General features: G+C 70.6%; 16 protein-coding genes and 1 pseudogene. 9 read left to right on the top strand and 8 right to left on the bottom strand.

Features of this window, described 5'->3' with window-relative positions; genetic code table 11:
- Positions 1 to 450: 450 nt before the first annotated feature.
- The gene (locus tag IE249_RS10240; RefSeq protein ID WP_189704454.1) at positions 451 to 900 is read right to left on the bottom strand and encodes a DUF1931 family protein; all 450 of its coding nucleotides are present in this window, start codon (positions 898 to 900) and stop codon (positions 451 to 453) included.
- Positions 901 to 1701: 801 nt separating this feature from the next.
- Between IE249_RS10240 and IE249_RS10245 the strand changes: the two genes are divergently transcribed.
- Positions 1702 to 2640, top strand: coding sequence for an SRPBCC family protein (locus IE249_RS10245; RefSeq protein WP_189704455.1), 939 nt, complete (start codon positions 1702 to 1704; stop codon positions 2638 to 2640).
- Positions 2637 to 3812: a zinc-dependent alcohol dehydrogenase gene (locus IE249_RS10250; RefSeq protein WP_189704456.1), complete on the top strand. Its 1176-nt coding sequence runs from the start codon at positions 2637 to 2639 to the stop codon at positions 3810 to 3812. Before IE249_RS10245 ends, IE249_RS10250 begins: the two co-directional genes overlap by 4 nt.
- Positions 3813 to 4317: 505 nt before the next feature.
- Here the strand turns inward: IE249_RS10250 and IE249_RS10255 are convergent.
- A complete protein-coding gene (locus IE249_RS10255; protein WP_189704457.1) occupies positions 4318 to 4638 on the bottom strand; it encodes a DUF2795 domain-containing protein in 321 nt (106 codons plus the stop codon).
- Between the two features lie 146 nt (positions 4639 to 4784).
- On the opposite strand from IE249_RS10255, the pseudogene IE249_RS39835 reads away from it, so the two are divergent.
- Positions 4785 to 4886: pseudogene (locus IE249_RS39835) on the top strand (IS5 family transposase); the annotation flags it as partial.
- A gap of 78 nt (positions 4887 to 4964) precedes the next feature.
- Here IE249_RS39835 and IE249_RS10260 read toward each other — a convergent pair.
- The 3 genes from IE249_RS10260 to IE249_RS10270 all read right to left on the bottom strand — a co-directional run bounded on the left by IE249_RS10260 (position 4965) and on the right by IE249_RS10270 (position 7751).
- Entirely contained in the window at positions 4965 to 6659 is a 1695-nt protein-coding gene (locus tag IE249_RS10260; RefSeq protein ID WP_229857999.1) for a PucR family transcriptional regulator, read from the bottom strand.
- Positions 6660 to 6911: 252 nt separating this feature from the next.
- The gene (locus IE249_RS10265) at positions 6912 to 7058 is read right to left on the bottom strand and encodes a hypothetical protein (RefSeq protein WP_229858001.1); all 147 of its coding nucleotides are present in this window, start codon (positions 7056 to 7058) and stop codon (positions 6912 to 6914) included.
- A 30-nt stretch (positions 7059 to 7088) separates the two neighbouring features.
- Positions 7089 to 7751 (bottom strand): SDR family oxidoreductase, encoded by a 663-nt coding sequence (locus IE249_RS10270; protein ID WP_189704460.1) that lies wholly within the window; start codon positions 7749 to 7751, stop codon positions 7089 to 7091.
- Between the two features lie 264 nt (positions 7752 to 8015).
- Between IE249_RS10270 and IE249_RS10275 the strand changes: the two genes are divergently transcribed.
- From IE249_RS10275 to IE249_RS10285, 3 genes are all read left to right on the top strand, one after another.
- Positions 8016 to 9134, top strand: coding sequence for a hypothetical protein (locus IE249_RS10275; RefSeq protein ID WP_189704461.1), 1119 nt, complete (start codon positions 8016 to 8018; stop codon positions 9132 to 9134).
- 206 nt (positions 9135 to 9340) lie between these two features.
- Positions 9341 to 10477, top strand: coding sequence for a glutathione-independent formaldehyde dehydrogenase (locus IE249_RS10280; protein ID WP_189704462.1), 1137 nt, complete (start codon positions 9341 to 9343; stop codon positions 10475 to 10477).
- 315 nt (positions 10478 to 10792) lie between these two features.
- Positions 10793 to 12970: an FUSC family protein gene (locus IE249_RS10285; RefSeq protein WP_189704463.1), complete on the top strand. Its 2178-nt coding sequence runs from the start codon at positions 10793 to 10795 to the stop codon at positions 12968 to 12970.
- Positions 12971 to 13410: 440 nt separating this feature from the next.
- Here IE249_RS10285 and IE249_RS10290 read toward each other — a convergent pair whose 3' ends face one another.
- Positions 13411 to 13995, bottom strand: coding sequence for a TetR/AcrR family transcriptional regulator (locus tag IE249_RS10290; protein WP_189704464.1), 585 nt, complete (start codon positions 13993 to 13995; stop codon positions 13411 to 13413).
- 136 nt (positions 13996 to 14131) lie between these two features.
- Here IE249_RS10290 and IE249_RS10295 point away from each other — a divergent pair, with 136 nt between their 5' ends.
- Entirely contained in the window at positions 14132 to 14998 is an 867-nt protein-coding gene (locus IE249_RS10295) for a class I SAM-dependent methyltransferase (protein WP_189704465.1), read from the top strand.
- A gap of 120 nt (positions 14999 to 15118) precedes the next feature.
- Here the strand turns inward: IE249_RS10295 and IE249_RS10300 are convergent, their stop codons facing one another.
- Together IE249_RS10300 and IE249_RS36840 are read right to left on the bottom strand one after the other, a co-directional pair.
- On the bottom strand, positions 15119 to 15802 hold the full coding sequence (locus IE249_RS10300; RefSeq protein WP_189704466.1) for a DUF305 domain-containing protein: 684 nt from the start codon (positions 15800 to 15802) through the stop codon (positions 15119 to 15121).
- Positions 15803 to 15909: 107 nt separating this feature from the next.
- Positions 15910 to 16332 (bottom strand): DUF6153 family protein, encoded by a 423-nt coding sequence (locus IE249_RS36840; protein ID WP_308434322.1) that lies wholly within the window; start codon positions 16330 to 16332, stop codon positions 15910 to 15912.
- Between the two features lie 142 nt (positions 16333 to 16474).
- On the opposite strand from IE249_RS36840, the gene IE249_RS10305 reads away from it, so the two are divergent.
- Together IE249_RS10305 and IE249_RS10310 are read left to right on the top strand one after the other, a co-directional pair.
- Complete coding sequence (locus IE249_RS10305) at positions 16475 to 16657, top strand: Chromate resistance protein ChrB (protein WP_308434328.1); 183 nt, start codon at positions 16475 to 16477, stop codon at positions 16655 to 16657.
- 38 nt (positions 16658 to 16695) lie between these two features.
- Positions 16696 to 17832, top strand: a complete 1137-nt coding sequence (locus IE249_RS10310; RefSeq protein ID WP_189704566.1) for an MFS transporter — start codon at positions 16696 to 16698, stop codon at positions 17830 to 17832.
- Positions 17833 to 18004: the final 172 nt, after the last annotated feature.

Raw genomic sequence — 18004 nt, forward strand, 5'->3', positions numbered from 1 at the left:
CCGAACGGCCGCCCCGCCCTGGGCGCGCCCTCACGGGCGGATGGCACTGTGCCGTACACCTTCGACGGCGCAGACGAGCGAGAGATCCTCGGTCCTGCCCTGCGCAGGTCACTGCCGTCGGGCCGTACCGCGCCGGAGTTTCACCCGGGGCCATATGCGCCTGACGGTGTCGTCCTCGTTGCCACCCGGGACGCAGGACTCCTTCCCCCTCCCCAGGTTGGTACGGCGCACCGCGGCGACCCTGTCCCTGAGCGTGGCGACACTCGCCGCGGCCGCGCGACGCTACGGACGGGGGCCGTACCGAGGCGACGCCTGCTCTCTCCGCGGCGACCTGGCCGTTGGTTCAGCCGGCCATGGGATGGTGCGCCCGGGGCGAACTGCTCCACTACGGCGGCGCAGTTGTGGTCGAACCGGCGGGCCTGGATCTCGCCGGGCACCGGGGCGCGACCGCTACAGCAGCCGGTCGAACACCGCGATCACGCCCTCCCAGTGGCTGGTCTGCGGGTTCTTGACATCCGGGTACATGATTTTGAACGTCTCGGCGAGGCCGACGCTGAGACCGCCGATGATCTCGGGGTAGCGCTCTTCGGTCTCCTGGGTGGGTGTCCTGTCGAGGGGAGGGTGCGCGGCGAGCTGTTCCAGGATCGGCTTCAGCTCGACCTCCTCGTCGAGCCGCCGGAACCGGTGGGTGCTCTCCTGAAGGCCCTTGGTGATCGGTAGGTCCCACGGTTCGACGGAATCCCGGCCGTTGGCCTTGGCCGACGCCTGGCCGACGACCAGGAGGTCGTAGAGCTTGGCGTCGACGAAGTCGCCGTACCGCTTCAGGTCGTTCTTGTCCACGTCGAGGCCTGCGGCGGCGCGGAAGAACCTCTCGAACTTCGACACACCCATCACGGTCATGCCTCTCGCCTCCTCACCGGGAACCCGACGGCGTCGTTCGCTCCCGCCGGCGCCGCCATCGGCTGATACCGGTCGAGATTCGCAGAGTCCGCCTGCTGAGCGCCTCCGCACCCCAGGCCGAAAAAGAACACCCCCTCCTACCCTGGCAGAACAGCATGAAATGCGCGGGGACCCCCGACCGGCCGTACGGCCGCCCCTCCGCAGGAAGCTTCGCGGCGTTGCAGCGCCTCGCGCGGGTGAGAGCCGCGCCGGGTGCCCCCATGGTCCATCGACCTCGCAGTGTGGCTGATGGACATCGCCCGACAGCTCGCGCCGTCGACCGCTCCCGTCGCCGAACGGGCCGGCCGGAAACACGACGGCGGGAAAGCCGACCGCGCCCACAGGCACGGCGCCCTGACGCACATCCGGCAGACCGGTGCCGGTGTCCCCTTTGCCGTGGCGGAGGCCGCCTGCACTTGTGCTCGGAGGTCCATGGAGTCCGCCGCTTTTCCGCCCGTCGGCAGCAGGCAGGGTGTGGTCCACATCCAGAACATGGAAATGGCCTCTGCTGAGGCGCATGCACCATGACGCCCAGCTCGCCACCCCACACGCACGACGCACCCTTCGGTGTTCCGCCAGGTAGCTCGGTGCCCGCGGCGAGCTGGATTGCTCCCGTCTGTGCGGTCGACTCGGTAGATGCTCTGTCCCTGAAAAATGCTGCGCGATCTGAGGGTTGGGTGCGGACCACGCGGAAACCCCAGCGTTGCCTGACCTTCTCACTCAAGTGGCCCGCCTTCCGCTCACCGCACGTGGGGAGCACTCATGAGGACAGACACCCACTCCACCTCCCGTCTACGACACGATCCGCTCGTGCGTGGCCTGGGCTGGGCCAGTGCGCTCCTGGGCGTGCCCCAGGTCGCCGCACCGGCCGGCTTCGCCCGGGCCCTGGGCGTGGGCGGCGAATTCCGGCACCGCTCGGCCACGACCGCCGTGGGTGTGCGCGAGCTGGCGGCGGCGGCCGGGTTGCTGGCGCGACCGCATCCGGCCTGGCTCTGGGGCCGCGTCGGCGGCGATCTCATGGACCTGACGATGCTGACCCGGGCCCTGAAGAACCACAACGGTCGTGGCCTCGGCCGCACCGTTGCCGCGACCGCCGCGGTCACCGCCATCACGGCCACGGACGTCTACGCGGCCGTGACCCGCACCCGTAGGAGCACCCCCATGGAACTGACCGCGGCCACCACCGTCATCCAATCCCCGGACGAGGCGTACACCCTCTGGAGCGACCTGGAGCGCCTGCCAGGCTTCATGGCGCACCTGGACGAGGTACGCGTCACCGGACCGCGCACCAGTCACTGGCGGGCCAGCGCGCCGTTCGGCAAAGCGGTCGAATGGGACGCCGAAACCACGCAGGAGGTCCCCGGCCAGCTGATCGCCTGGCGGTCGGTGGACGGTGCCGACATCGACAACTCCGGCGAGGTCCGCTTCGTGCCCGCCCCCGGCGACCGCGGCACGGAGATCCGGGTGACCCTGCGCTACGACCTGCCCGGCGGAGCACTGGGCAAGGCCGCGGCGCGCTACTTCGGCGAGGAACCGCACCAGCAGCTGGACGACGACCTGCGCCGCTTCAAGCAGATCGCGGAGACCGGCGAGGTCGTCCGCTCCGAGGGCGCACCCAGTGGCAAGCGGGCCCGCGGCGAGTTCCCGCAGCACCCGGCCCGACCGCTGACCGAGGAAGAACTGAAGGAGGCCCTGGCATGAAGGCGAATTGCTGGACGGGACGCAACTCGGTCGAGGTACAGGAAGTACCGGACCCGTCGATTCTCAACAGCCGCGACGCCATCGTGAAGATCACCTCCACGGCGATATGCGGCTCCGACCTCCATCTGCTCGACGGCTACGTCCCCACCATGGAAAAGGGCGACATAATGGGCCACGAGTTCATGGGAGAGGTCATCGAGGTCGGCCCCGGCATCAGCGATGGCAAACTGCGCGTCGGCGACCGGGTCGTCGTGCCCTTCCCCATCGCCTGCGGCGCCTGCGCGTCCTGCCGCGCGGAGCTGTACTCGTGCTGCGAGAACACCAACCCCAATGCCGGCATCTCGGAGAAGCTCTTCGGCCACCCCACCGCCGGCATCTACGGTTACTCCCACCTCACCGGTGGCTTCGCCGGTGGCCAGGCCGAGTACGCCCGGGTGGTCTTCGCCGACGTCAACGCCCTCAAAATCGAGTCGGACCTCAGCGACGAACAGGTGCTGTTCCTGTCCGACATCCTGCCGACCGGGTACATGGGCGCCGACATGTGCGACATCCAGGACGGTGACGTCGTCGCCGTCTGGGGCGCCGGTCCGGTCGGCCAGTTCGCCATGGACAGCGCCCGGGTCCTGGGTGCGGAAAAGGTCATCGCGATCGACAAGGAGACCTACCGGCTCGACATGGCCGCCGCCCAGGGTTACACCACCGTCAACTTCGAGGACACCGACGTACGGTCCGCCCTGCTCGAACTCACCGGCGGCCGGGGCCCCGACAAGTGCATCGACGCGGTCGGCCTGGAGGCCACACACGGTGCCTCCCACGTCCACCTCTACGACCGCGCCAAGCAGGCGGTCCGCTCCGAGACCGACCGGCCACACGCCCTGCGCCAAGCCATCATGTCCTGCCGCAGCGGCGGCGTGGTGTCGGTCATCGGTGTCTACGGCGGGATGATCGACAAGTTCCCCGCGGGCGCCTGGATGAACAGGTCCCTGACCCTCCGGACCGGACAGTGCCACGTGCAGAAGTACATGAAACCGCTGCTGGGCCTGATCGAGCAGGGCAAGATCGACCCCACCCGGGTCATCACCCACCGACTGCCCCTGACCGAGGCGCCGACCGGCTACGACCTGTTCAAGAACAAGAAGGACCGCTGCGAGAAGGTCGTCCTCAAGCCATGAGGGACGCACCGACGAACTGCGGCTCCCAGCGGCCGGATTCTTCGCTTTGCGCCTACACGCCGCCCCAGCGGGACACTTGCCCCCCCGCGTCCGCACCGTCGGCTAGCAGGGCCGTCCGGTCGAGCGTGGTAACGCGCCCCCAAGGGGCGGCCGTCCAGTAGCACAAGGGGGCTACTAGGGAGCTGACCAGCGGAATGGAGAGTCGCCGCTGGGGTTCCTCCTGGCCGTTCCGCTCCTCGCCCACAGCCGGCGCCGCGGGCCCCGTCGACGCACTGCTCGTAACTCTCGTGTCGGTGTGATCGGGCGCGGACGCCATCGGGACCGGAGGGGCCTCTCCACCGTGGCCTTCATGAGGCTGCTCGGCATCTGTCTCAACGACCACCTCACCGCGCCGGCGCCACCACGGTGATTCCCTCCGTCAGCACCTTCCGCAACCCCTGCGGCTAAACCGTCGCGAGGCCGCACGCCCGCTGAGGGGCGCGACCGGCACCGAGCGGCCCGGCCGTCAGCTGTCCAGTTCCTCCTCGACCGGCGGTTTCGGCACCTCGCGCAGATGCTGGGACTGTCCCGGCCTGCCGCCTTCCCTGGCCTGCTCGGCTCGCTGTGCCGGGCTCAGCCCGAGGTCGGAGTCGGGGTCCACGCGGACCGACCGGGCCACCTCCTCGCGGTTGGCGTACTGCTCGGCCGGGATGCCGCGCAGCGCCTTGACGACATCCGGCGCGGCGCCCGACCGGCTCGCCGCTTCGATCAGCCTGTCCTTGCCGGCGGGGAAGTCGACATCCTTGATGGCCTCCACCACGTCCCGGGCGCTCGTACTGTGAGTCATGGCTCCTTCTCCCTCGTCGGAATCCGGAATTCTGGGCCACCCGGGTAACCGGCAGGGACCGCTGGCTCACCTCCTTCACCCGCCGAATCTGCACCGGTTTGCCGGTTTGGGCGGGAGGGCCCTGCCCGGCAGGAGGTGATCGTCGCCTCCTGGCGGTGCTGGTCACCGCGGCCGGTATCCAGGACTCCGCAGCCGGCACCCGGCTGCTCGACCAGGTCGCCGCCGGCCCTCCCGGCATCCGCCGGGCGGCCCAGATGCTCCTGCGCCGCCCGGCCCACCCACTGCAGCGCTGTCGACACCCCTCCCACAGGAGTTCCAGCGAGGCGTCAGCCGAGCCCGCCCAGCACGATCTTCCAAACTCGGGTCGCCACCTGGAGGTTCAGCCGGTCTTCGACGTTCGTGAGGTCGTTGCCGCTGATGTCGCGGATGCGCTGGAGCCGATAGCGCAGCGTGCTGCGGTGGATCGCGAGGGATTCTGCGGTCTCGTCGTAGTTGCCGCCGCAATCGAAGTACCGGGACAGGGTCTCCACCAAGGTCGCGTGGTGCCGGGAGTCGTAGTCGATCAGCTGCCCGAGCCACTCCAGGACGAACGTCTCCAGTTCTCGGTAATCGTTGCCGGGTCCCAGGATGCGGTAGAGGCCGAGCTCGTCGAAGAACGTCGTGCCGTAACGGTCGCGGGAGTGGCGGCGCACATCCAGGGCGCGCTGCGCCTCCTGGTAGTGGCGGGGGATGTCGTTCAGGGAGTCGGAAGGAGCGCTCACCCCGATCGTCCCCGACCGTGTTCCGGTCTCCCGGGCGAGTGCCTCGTACAACGCGCGGGCGTGCGGCCTGTCGTCGGCGACGAGGACGACGTGATCGGAGCGTCGGGTCACCAGCGAGCGCATGCCCACGGCAGAGGCCGCCCGCCCCACGGTCCCCGCGAAACAATCGTCGGCGGTCCGGTTCGACCACTGCACCACGACGACGTAGTGGCTGCGGTGCAGGTCGTATCCGACTGCCTCGGACCGGGCGTAGGCGCTCACCTCGTCCGTCCCCGCCAGGAGGTCGTCCACCAGCTCGCGGTGCAGCCGCAGCTCCACTTCGGCGAGATTGCGCAGGTGCGCCAGCTCCGGGGCGAGTGACGCGGCAGCGTACTCGAGCGCGAACACGGTGTGCTCGTCGGCCTCGTCCTGGGCATCGACCAGGGCCAGCACACCCAGGATCTCGCCGTGCGGGCGGATCAGGGTGATCAGCCGGTCCCTTATCCGCACCGGCCCGGCCTGACGGGCGACGGCGTGCAGCATTTCGTCCTGGCGCACGGGGTCCGGTTCGGGATAGGGCACGGGGCGGCTGGGGCCGGTCCAGGACCTCAGCCGGCCGAAGCGGTCCTCGACCAGCGCGGGAAGTCCGGTAAGCCCGTGCAGTGCGCGGGTGACAGCTTCCTCGCCGCCACCCGAGTCAGCGACGTCGGCCATGAGAGCGTGAACGGCTCGCTCGTAGCCCAGCTCAGCCGCTACGGCGATCAGCTGCCGCTGGAGGGCTGTGCGTTCCTCCTTCAGTCGGTGCAGCTCCAGCGCGTCCTCGCGGCGGCGGCGATGGGCGAAAGCGACTGACAGTGCAGCAGCGGTGTGCCGGACGAGCGTGGCGAGCAGAGATCGTTCGGCCTTGGTGGGCCGGCAGCGGGATGTCACGACAAGGTAGCCGTGGAGTCCCTCAAGTCCGCGCAGTCCCAGGGCTCGGCCCCAGGGCCTGCCGGGTACGGTCACGTCGCCGTCCTGCCCGGCCAGCTCCTGCACCCTCCGGCTCACGGTCGAGGCAGGCATGTGCCCGTCCCTCGGACTGGGGACCAGGTCGCCCCCCACCTTGAGGTATCCGGCCTCGGCGCTGTAGGGCCCCGCGGCGGCTACGTGGTCCATGGCCAGGCGGAGAATCTCGGCTTCGTCCGAGGTGCCGAACAGGGCACGGCAGAGCACGACCAGTTCGTAGAGGGCATGGTCGGCTGGGGTGCGATCGGGCGCGCGGGGCCCTCTGCGCGCCGCCATGGGGTGCCGCCCGGCGCCGCCCCGCGGAAGGCTGCCCATTCGGGGGGAGCAGCGGTGGTACAGGCTGTGCACCCGACTACCGACCATGACATCACTCCGTCCCTCGAAGCCTTCAGAGAACCGAGCGACATGTCGCGTACCCCCCAGGGGTCGGCTCACCCGAGATGTGTGGATTGTTTCTCTCGTACTCGTGGGCGACCGGACCTGCGCATTCCGGACTCGCCAGACGCAGGCGTGCAGCCACCCGGTTCATCACTGGGTCACCTGGTGCGGCTCCTGCCGCATGGTCGGCCCCGCGCCCTCGGACAGGTCGCCCGCGACCTCGCCGGACGGATCAAGCCAGTCAAGAACACCGCCGCGTACCTGTACGGACTGCTGGACGGCAGCCGGGCCTGGCATTACCCGCACGGGAAGGCGGTGTTGCGGCCCTCAGCCGCCGGCCACCGCGCGCACCGCCTCCTCGACCGGGGTGGACCCACTGATCAGCTCGAGGATGCGCCCGGCGGTCCTGGGCTCGCGGAGCAGGGCGGCGAGCACCGCAGCCACGTCGTCGCGCGGCACTTGGCCGCGCTCGGTGTGCTCGGCGAGAGTGACGCGGCCGCTACCGGCGTCGTCGGTCAGCATCCCCGGGCGCAGAATCGTCCAGTCCAGTCCAGGACGGGAGGCGATGTCGGCATCCGCCTCTCCCTTGGCGTTCAGGTAGGCGGCGAACACCGGGTCGGTGCCGGGCGGCGGCGGGCTGTCCACGCCCATCGCGGAGATCACCAGGAATCGGTGCACCCCGGCGCGCTCGGCCGCGTCGGCGAGGAGGATGGCCGCGTTCCGGTCCACCGTCTGCTTGCGGGCCGCGCCGCTGCCCGGTCCGGCGCCCGCGGCGAACAGTGCCGCATCGGCGCCGCCGAGGTGGCCTGCCACCTCGTCCACCGAGGCGTGCTCCAGATCGCACACCACCGGTTCCGCACCGTCCGCGCGCAGGTCGTCGGCGTGGTCCGGATTGCGGATCAGCCCTGTGACGTTGTCGCCACGCGCCGAGAGCAGCCGGGTCAGCCGACGCGCGATCTTTCCGTGTCCACCCGCGATCACCATGTGCATGGGGTCATTCTTGCCACACGCGACCGCTCACGCCGGGCTGCGGGACTGCCGCGGCAGGTCGGGGCGGTGTGGTGCGGAGCTGGTGCTCGTGGTGGCGCACGCGACCGTGTGGCCCGGTGGTGAGACAGGTCCTGCACCGGGCAGCACGAGGAGATCCGACGCACCCCCACCTGCTGGCAGGTGCCAGCGTGTCACGCGGCGTCGGCGTTACCCCAGGGGCATCCTGTGACCGTGCGATCGCGGGCCAGGCGACGATAAGGAGCCATGCGGGTGTCGTCTCAGGACGTTACGGTCGTGGCTCTTCTGGCGGATCCGGATGCGCCGACGGAGATCGCGCAGCGCATGGCCCAGATGCTTCCTGACCGGCTCGCCGACAGGTCAGGCCAGGGACGACGGTTCGACGTCGAGGTGGTCAGTGAGCCCTTCACAGCAGGGACCGAGGACCTGTCCACATTGACGCGCCGGATCATGGACCGCGGAAGCGAGGGGAACTGGGACATCGTCGTGGCCCTCACCGACCTTCCGCTGCACTCACATGGGCGCAAGCTCGTAGTGGATCTGAGTCACGAACACGGCTTGGCGCTGCTGTCTCTTCCCACGCTGGGAGGCTTCCGGCTGCAGACCAGGGCCCGGCAGGCCGTGGAAGAAGCCGTGCTCAGCTTGGCGGGTGTGCAGGCTGGGCCTGAGGGTCCTCCGGGAAGTCAGCCGCTGCGGGGGCCCTTCATCGGTCGTCTGGCACCCATCCACCCGGGTCAGGTCGATGAGGAGGAGATCGCCGATCTCCGGTACATCGTCAGTGGACCGCGCGGTTACCTGAGGGTGCTCTTCGGCATGGTCCGCGCCAACCGGCCGTGGCGGTTGGTGCCGGGTCTGTCGAAAGCCCTGGCGGCCGCCCTCGCGACGGGAGCGGTCGCCACCGTGAACTCCACCATCTGGACCCTCGCCACCTCCCTGAGCACGCCACGCCTGGTGATCGCCATGGTCGGGTCTGTCGCGCTCATGATCGGCTGGCTGATCGTGGACGCGAACCTGTGGCATCGAACGGGTGAGGTCTCGCCGGAGGCGAGGAAGAGGGCGGCTCTCTACAACGCCTCGACGGTCGTGACGGTGGGTATCGGGGTGATCGTCTGCTACGCGGGTTTGGTGGTCATCAACCTGGTGTGGGCACTGTTCATCCTCAACGACCGGCTGTTCGCTTCCACGACACGAACGCCGCTGCATGCCACGGAGTACTGGACGCTGTCTTGGTTCGTCGCTTCGGTGGCCACGGTGGGCGGCGCGCTGGGATCGGGCCTGGAGAGCGATGAGGCGATCCGGGCAGCCGCCTACTCCAAGCGCGAACAGGAGCGGCGCAGCCTACTGGGGGACGACCGCGGTGACTAGCGGGTGACCTCAGTCGGAGGTGTGCCGACGGTCGGTGGTCGTCCGGGTCCGGAGATTCTGCTGCCCGAGCCACGGACCCCGTCACAGCTTCTTCCGAGAGTCAGACTCTTTGCGCCCTCGCCGCCCTCGCCGTCACCCGCCGTGCCGCGATATCAAGGTAAGTCACCACGAAGGCAGCGGTATATGAAGGGCCGCGGACGGTCACAGTGAAGGACGTACCGGACGCGAAGATCGAACATCCCTGCGACATCATCGTCAAGATCACCACCACCAACATCTGCGGTTCGGACTTGCACATGTACGAGGGCCGCACCTCGTTCGAGTCCGGCCGCACCCTGGGACACGAGAACCTGGGCCAGGTGGTGCAGGTCGGCTCGGCCGTCCGCAAGGTCCAGGTCGGCGAGTACGTGATCCTGCCCTTCAACATCGCCTGCGGCTTCTGCAAGCAGTGCGAGCAGGGCCTGACCAACTACTGCCTGACCATGCAGCCGGAACCCGCCCTCGCCGGAGCCGCCTACGGATTCGCCGACATGGGCCCCTACCAGGGCGGCCAGGCGGAACTGCTGCGCGTGCCCTACGGCGACTTCAACGCCCTGCGTCTGGGCGAGGACGCCGCCGAGCGGCAGACCGACTACGTCATGCTCGCCGACATCTTCCCCACCGGCTATCACGCCACCGAGATGGCCCACGTCAAACCGGGCGACCAGACCATCGTCTTCGGGGCCGGTCCCGTTGGGCTGATGGCGACCTGCTCCGCCCTCCTCAAGGGCGCCGACCGTGTCTGGACGGCCGGCCACCAGCCCGACCGGCTGCACAAGGCGGAGGAGATCGGGGCCATCCCGATCAACACCGCCGAGCAGAACCCGGCGGAGGTCGTCAAGGAGGCCACCCTCGGTCTGGGCGCCGACAACGGCTGCGAATGCGTCGGCTACCAGGCACACGACCCCCAGGGACACGAGGACGCCAGTCTCACGCTCAACGGCCTGATCGACTCGGTCAGGTTCACCGGCCACATCGGCGTGGTGGGCGTGTTCCTTCCCAAGGATCCCGGCGGCACGGAGGCCCGGGGTGAGCTGGAGGCCCAGGGCAAGGTTCCGATCGACTTCGGGATGATGTGGTTCAAGGGCCAGCAGATGGGAACCGGGCAGGCACCGGTGAAGAAGTACAACCGGGCCCTGCGCGACCTGATAGCCGACGGGAAGGCGAAGCCGAGCTTTGTCGTCTCCCACGAACTCAGCCTGGACGACGCCACCACCGCCTACGAGCACTTCGACGCCCGTGACGAGGGCTGGACCAAGGTGGTCCGGCATCCCGACGGACACAGCAACGGCCACAAGCGGTAAGAGACCCGGGACCGCCGTGCCCCTGTTTTCTCCTCGACCGGTCCGGGGAACGGGTGGCGATCTGCCCGTCCCCCGGACGGGGCCGGGGGCAATCGCCGCGCTCCGGCCGGATCTGAACCAACAACGATTGCCCGCGCTCCGGCCTGGAGGACGGACGGCGGATGTTCAGCAGTGTCCGCAGTGCCAGCACTCCGCCGAGCGGCCGCGGCCGCCGGCCAGCCGGCGGGCCGTATGGGAGGCTTCCTTGCCCGACGGTTGCCGCACCTCAACCAGGCCGACGCGACGCGGCAGGGCGTTCCGGCCAGGCGGACACCCGTGACGTGGCTGCGGGCACTCGGGGAAGTCGTGCGATCCGGGCTCAAGGTCGAGGAGACGCGACTGGAGCCCCTGCTGGCGCTGCGTGCGGCCGCTGGGGTGGCGATCGTCATCGGGCCGGCACTGTGGCTGGTCTCCCCTGCGTACGCCGCGTCCGCCGCCCTCGGCGCCTACTCCGCGGGTGGGGCCACCTTCCAGCGCAGCTGGCGTCCGCGCAAGGTGGTCGCGCTCGGCGCTGGCGCGGGTCTGGCGCTCAGCACCTTCGTAGGCTACCTGGCGGCGGGGCGACTCATGACGTTCCTGCCGCTGCTGGTCGTATGGGCCTTTGCCGCGGGGATGGCGTGGGCCGTCGGCTCGACCGCCGGGATCGTCGCGGCGACAACCGTGGGCAGCATGCTCGTGACCATCACCTTGCCCACGAGCATCGGGGGAGCTCTGGAGCACGCCGGAGTCATCGCACTCGGAGGCGTGACGCAGACCGTGCTGATTCTGCTGTTCCCGATCCGGCGTTGGGGAGCACATCGTGACGCGCTCGCCGACGCCCTGGCCGCCGTGGCGGACTACGCCCGCCGGTTGCGGCACGACCCGACCGCCCCGTTCGACCCGGAGCCGTTGATGACGGCACGGGATGCGGCCGCCGTGACGCCGTCGCAGGCCCGCACCCGTCCCCCCGTCCTGCACGGCCCCCGGGGCCTCGCCGAGCGCATTCGGCCGGTGGTCGCGGCGCTCGCCGACCCGGACGTGGGCGCCCCGGCGGAGGGACCCGGGCGGGACCGCGCGCGGGAGTTGCTCGACGCGGCCGCCGACGTCCTGGATGCGGCCGCCCGTTCGATCCGGCGCGGCACTCCCGCCGAGGTGCGGCCCGGGAGCACGAACGTCCTGCGCGTCGATGAGGAGCACGAGGTGCTGGAGGGCCCCGCACGGCAAGCCGCCGAGCGGCTCGTGGAACTGCTCGGCGAGGCATTGGAGATCGCCCAGAGCGGCTGCGCGCGCGGGAGGAGGCCTACGCCGTCCGGCCTCGCCGGCGCCCAGTTCCTGCTGCGCCCGACAATGCTCCGGCTGGTCCCGGTCGTCGTCCGGGCGGTCCGCCGTGAGACCCGCCGGGACTCACCCGTGTTCCGGCACGCCGTCCGCCTGGCGGCGGTGGCCACGCTCGGCTATCTGGTCGCCGCCCGGCTGCCCCTCGGCCACGGCTACTGGGCGCCCATCGCCTCGGTGATGGTGATGCGGCCGGACTTCCACCGGACGTACGCGCGTGCGGTGGCCCGTCTCGCCGGGACACTGGCGGGGGTCGCGCTCGCCACCGGCGTGGTGCGGGCCCTGGGCCCGGACGCCCATGTGTCCGGCGCGCTGGCGGTGCTCTCGGCGGGCCTGTCGTACACGCTGAACCGTACCGGGTACGCCTACTCCCAGTGCTTCACCGCCGCCTACGTCGTCTTCCTGCTCGGCATGGGCGGCCAGGCATGGGAGCAGACGGTCCCGGAGCGGGTGGTGCTCACCCTGCTCGGCGGGGTCCTGGCGATGCTGGCGTACGTGGTGTTCCCCGCATGGGAGACACCCCGGCTGCCGAGTCAGCTTGCGGACTGGCTCGCCGCCAACGGCCGCTACGCGGCCGCGGTGCTCCGCGACTACGCCGAACCGACCCCGGAGCATCACGCCGACATGCGCAGGGCACTGCTGGAGAGCAGGGAGGCACGTGCTGCCTGGCAGGAGGCATACGCCCGGGCAAGACAGGAGCCGGTCCGCCCCAGGGGCCTGACGTCGCGCGAGGCGCAGGAGGCGCAGGAAGCGCTCAAGGGGTTCGGCCGGGCAGCGATGCTCATGGAGAGCCACGTCCCGCCGGCCGACAGCCGTTTCGTCCCCGAGGCGGAGCGCTTCGCCGAGGCGCTGGAGACCGACACCGCAAAGGCGGCAGTCGCCGTGCGCGAGCACAGGAATCCGGACTGGGGACGCGTGGAAGAGGCGCTCCACGCGTGGAGGGATGCCGCCACCCGCAACGGGAGCCCGGTCGTGCGGCGCGAAGCGGAACTGCAGAAGCGGGCCTTGGAAGACCTCGCGACAGCCGTGAGCCGCACACCCCTGGAACGGGACGTCGGCTCTGTTCGCGAGGAGCAGCGGGTGCGGGCGACCCTGGCTGCGGAAGGCAACGGATCAGGGCCCGCGCACCGGGGTGGGTGACGGCGCGGCGACAGAGAACGCCGCGCCTGCTGGAAATGGAACGAACGGGAAACAGGCTCCCAGCCGGGTCGAGCACCGCCACTCGTACGCCGGTGTCGCCCTCATCCAACAGGAAGCGTTCGATCGGCGTGACCGAGTTCAGCTTCCGAGATCCGAGACGTGGATCATGTGGATGTTGACGGAGCTGTCGACGTGCCAGCCCGTGGAATACTTCGTCATTCTCCGCGTCGAGCGACTGCGGGAGGGCTCCGCCGGCTTTCGGCCGCCATGTCCACACCGTGGCTCTCGGCCCGGCTGCCGGCGGCTGCGCAGCGGCACATCCGCGCCGCCGGCACTGTCGGTCAGCCTGAGGCGACCAACAGCCGCCACACCCGAGCGTCCGCCGGGTACGGGACGACTTCGCCCACACCTCGCGCGAGCACTCGGTACAGGGGCGGAGACTAGCCATCCACCAACGCCGTGACCAGGCGCGTCATCAGGGGCCGTGGGTCGGGCGTGCCCGGCCAGCTCGTCATCAGGAGGTGGTGGGCGGTGCCGACGACAGCGAGGGCCACCGTGCACGGATCGACCTTCTCCGTCACCCGGCCGCGTTCCCGTTCAGCGTTCAGGTAGCCGGTGATGGCCTCCTGGATCGCCGTGAAGCCGGGAGCCCCGCCCTCCAGGGCCTCACGGATGCGCAGGGCCGCGGCGGGTCGCGTCATGGCCAGGCCGGAGATGGCCAGACCTCCGGAATCGAACAGCGCGAGGGCGACGGCTTCGAGATTCCGTGCCACCGTGCCCTGCCCGGCGAGTCCCAACAGTTCCCGCGCCTTCGCCGCCGTCCGCGCGAACCGGTCGAGGCAGAGCTCGGCCACGAACTCGTCCAGCCCCGCGAAGTGCGTGTGCAGCAGCCCCTTGGCACAGCCCGCCTCGGTGGTGACGGACCGGCTGGTGAGCGCGCCGGCGCCGTCCCTCTCGACGACTCGCTCGGCGGCCGCGAACAGCCGCTCGCGGACGTCCGGCGTCGCCACTCCACGCGGTGACATGGGCTCCTTCTCCGTTCCGCCTCCGCCGCCCCCCTGAGGGCACGCTCCGGATAGTAACCGGGATTGCCAGTTTGGGCATGCGCCCATACCGTTTGGGCAGACGCCCATTCTCTGTCGTCCACCCCAGGAGGCCCCCGTGCGGGACATCGTCAACACCGAGCAGGCACAGGCGTGGAACGGCCCCGAAGGAACCCACTGGGCCCGCAACCAGGACCGCTGGAACGCCGTGAACGAGGGCTTCAACGAGCCGCTCCTGGAGGCCGCCGGAATCACCGGGGGCCGTCGGACCCTCGACCTCGGCTGCGGCTCCGGGCAGACCACCCGCCTCGCCGCGCTCCGGGCACCCCACGGGCACGCGCTGGGCCTCGACCTGTCCGGTCCAATGCTGGCCGAGGCCCGGGCCCGTGCGGAGCGGGAGGGCATCGCCAACGTCTCTTTCACACAAGGGGACGCACAGGCATACGCCTTCGAGGCGGACGCGTTCGACGCGGCGATCAGCCGCTACGGGGTGATGTTCTTCGCCGACCCCGCGGCGGCCTTCGGCAACGTCGCCCGTGCGCTGCGTCCCGGCGGCCATCTGGCCTTCGTCTGCCCGGCCGATGCCGCGCTCAACGAGTGGGTGGCGGCAGTGGCATCACTGCGCGGCCTCCTGCCGGTCGGCGACTTCGGGCAGCCCGGACTGCCCGGCATGTTCTCGCTGGCCGATCCGGACCGTATCCGGGACGTCCTCACCCGGGCCGGACTCATCGGCATCACGATCGACCAGGTCCAGGCGTACGGGGCATGGGGGCACGGAGCCGAGGACGCGGCGGAGTTCCTGCTGGGGACGGGTCCCGGTCGCCATCTGCTGGAGCAGGCCGACGAATTCGCGCGGGACCGTGCCCGCAGCACCCTGACGGATCATCTGCGCGGCCACGAGACAGCGGACGGAACGGTCCGGCTGCGCAGCATGTCGTGGCTGGTCACGGCAGAGCGTCCAGCCGACCTGCTGGACGGGCGCTGACACCGGCCCCGCCGGTGCGGCACGCGGCCGACGCCGGACCGGATCACCTCCGTCGCTCGGAGGCGCGGGCCTCGGGGCGGCCGTTCGGCGGCTGCCCCGAGGTCCGGCCGGCTGACGGATCTACTGCTTGCCGAGCATCTTGTTCATCTCGGTGATTTCGGCGGACTGCGAGGTGACGATCGACTTCGCCATCGCCTTGGCGGGACCGTAGGCGCCCCTTGACTGCTCGGTCTCAGCCATCTCGATCGCACCCTGGTGATGGCTGATCATCATCCGCAGGAACGCCTTGTCGAAGGCGTCACCGGACAGGCCCTTCAGCTTGCCCATGTCCTGGTCCGACATCATGCCGGGCATCGGCGAGGCGGAGCGGTCCATGCCCGGCATGCCGTCCATGCCGTCCATGCCGGGCATGCTGGACTTGCTGTCGCCCGGGACCTTCTCACCCCACGCCTCCAGCCAGCCGGACATGGTGTTGATCTCCGGGTCCTGCGCCTGCTTGATCGTCGCGGCCAGGTCCTTCACCTGCGGGGACTTCGCCCGCGAGGCAGCCAGGTCGGCCATGGCCACGGCCTGTCGGTGGTGCGGGATCATCCCTTGGGCGAACGACACGTCCTGCGGGTCGTGGCTGCCCTGCGAGGCGGTGCCCGACGCGTGCGTCGCCCCCGTGTCGTGACCCGAGCGCGCCGGCGCCGGGGACGAGGAGGAGGAATCGCTGCTGCTGCCGCAGGCGGCCAGCACCACCGCGGCGGTGGCAGCGGTGGCCAGGGCAACGGCCCGGCGGACGAGGGAACGGCGAGATGCCATGTGTGGTTCTGCTCCTTGAAGTGCCCGCGCTCAGGCGCGGGAGCGAAACGGATTCAGGCAGGCCGGAGCACGCCGTCCCCTGACTGGAGGGGAGCGTGCGAGCGCCTCTAGATCCGCAGGAGCTGCAATTGGGAGAGGTCGGGTGGTGCGCGCCCGTCGACCGTCCCGACGGGCGGGCCGCTGCGGGCCGTCACCGCTGGTTCAACGCGTGCAGTCGGAGCGGGTGCCAGAGCGGGCGGGACGTAGGCGGTGGACGTACCGCCCGCCGCACAGGTGCCTCCGGCGTGGTCCATGACCATGCCACCGTTGTCCGCGTCCGACAGGTGCCGGCAGTCCGCACCGGCACCATGCGCGAGCGTTGGGCGATGCCCTGGAGACTCCACCGACATCATCGCGTCATGCTGCCCCGAAGCCGGCATACCGGCGGGTGACAGGACGTGCATTCCCAGCACCCCCGCCACCAGGGCCAGGACCAGCCACGTCCAGCGCACGGAGCTCGCCCCGGAACCGGGGCGAGAGCTGGACATCATGACGTCATCGTATGAAGGTGCTCGGACCCGATGCGGACGAACACTCCGCCGAGTGGCTCATCCCACATCCGACCAATCCTCCCGTGCCACGGTCATCACAGCGCATGATGTAACGCCTACTACATTCCAGGGCGTGTCGAGCATGGGACGCACGAGCCGCCGGCGGCTTCGGCGCCGGCACCGTGATCTGACGGCACGCGACGTGTTCGGGACCCCGGAGGCGGCCGAGGCCGGCGAGCGGCTGGGGCGCTGCGTGGCCGTCTGCCAGGACTACGCCGAACGCGTCTTCGCCGCCCTCCACCAGGCTCCGGAGGCAGAACGGTGAGCACTGCATCGGCGGGGCAGGCGGTTCCGGCCCGGCACATGTGGCCGCTGTACGCCGCCGGGTTCACCACCGCCTTCGGCGCGCACGGAATCGCCGCCAACCTCGGTGGCCACGCAAGGGGCGCGGTCACCTCGCTGCTGGTGCTGGGTGGTCTGCTCGCGCTGTATGACGGTGCCGAGGTGGTGCTCAAGCCGGTCTTCGGGACCCTCGCCGACCGGATCGGCGCGCGCCCGGTCCTGGTCGGCGGACTCGTGGCCTTTGCCGCCGCGTCCGCGCTGTATGTCGTCGCGGACAGCCCCGGCTGGCTGTGGGCGGCCCGCCTCGGTCAGGGCGCCGCCGCCTCAGCGTTCTCCCCGTCCGCCTCGGCACTGGTCGCCCGCCTCAACCCCGCGGCCGAACACGGCCGCGCGTTCGGCGGTTACGGCTTCTACAAGTCGATCGGCTACACCCTCGGCCCGCTGCTGGGCGGTGTGCTGGTGTGGGCCGGGGGTCTGCAGTTGCTGTTCGCCGTCCTGGCCGTGCTCGGCGCGGCCGTTGCCGTGTGGGCCCTGCTCGCCGTCCCGGCCGTGCCCCCGCTTCCCAGGGCACGGCAGACCATGCTGGATCTGGCCCGGCGGCTGGCCGACCCGGCGTTCCTCGCCCCCACCGCGGCGCTGGCCGCGGCGACCGCCGCCCTGTCGGTCGGGGTGGGCTTCCTGCCGGTCTCGGGCCGGGCAGCCGGGCTGGGCACGGTCGCCACCGGTGCCGCCGTGTCCGTGCTGGCCGCTTGCGCGGCCGTGGTCCAGCCACGGGCGGGGCGTGCCTTGGACCGTGGGCGGCTCACGACCCGTACGGGCATCACGACGGGTCTGCTGCTGACCGCCGCCGGAATGGGGTGCGCCACGTTGCCGGGCCTGGCCGGCATCCTCATCGGCGCCGCGCTGATCGGTGCGGGGACCGGCCTCATCACCCCGCTCGGCTTCGCCGCCCTGGCCGCGAGCACCCCCACCGAGCGGCTCGGGCAGACCATGGGCGCCGCCGAACTGGGCCGTGAACTCGGCGATGCCGGCGGCCCGTTGCTCGTCGCGACGGTCGCCTCCCTGACCACCCTCAACCACGGCTACGCCGTCCTCGGTGTCATCCTCGCCGTCGGCCCGTTCCTCACCGCCGTACGACGCCGCCCCGCCGGAGGGTGAACCACGCACAGCGGGCGGCGCCGAGTACGACGGCGGGTGTCAGCGTCCGCTGATCAGGTAGAACTTCCGGATGTCTTCTCCGCGTAGATCTGCGTGAGGCGCTCGACCGGGTCGTCCGCACTCACGGCTCCCTGCCTGCGTCGGTGCGGGTCAAGGGCGGGCTTCACTCCCC

Origin of the sequence: Streptomyces anandii JCM 4720 (genome assembly GCF_014650655.1) — a bacterium.
In the GTDB taxonomy this organism is placed as follows: Bacteria; Actinomycetota; Actinomycetes; order Streptomycetales; family Streptomycetaceae; genus Streptomyces; species Streptomyces anandii.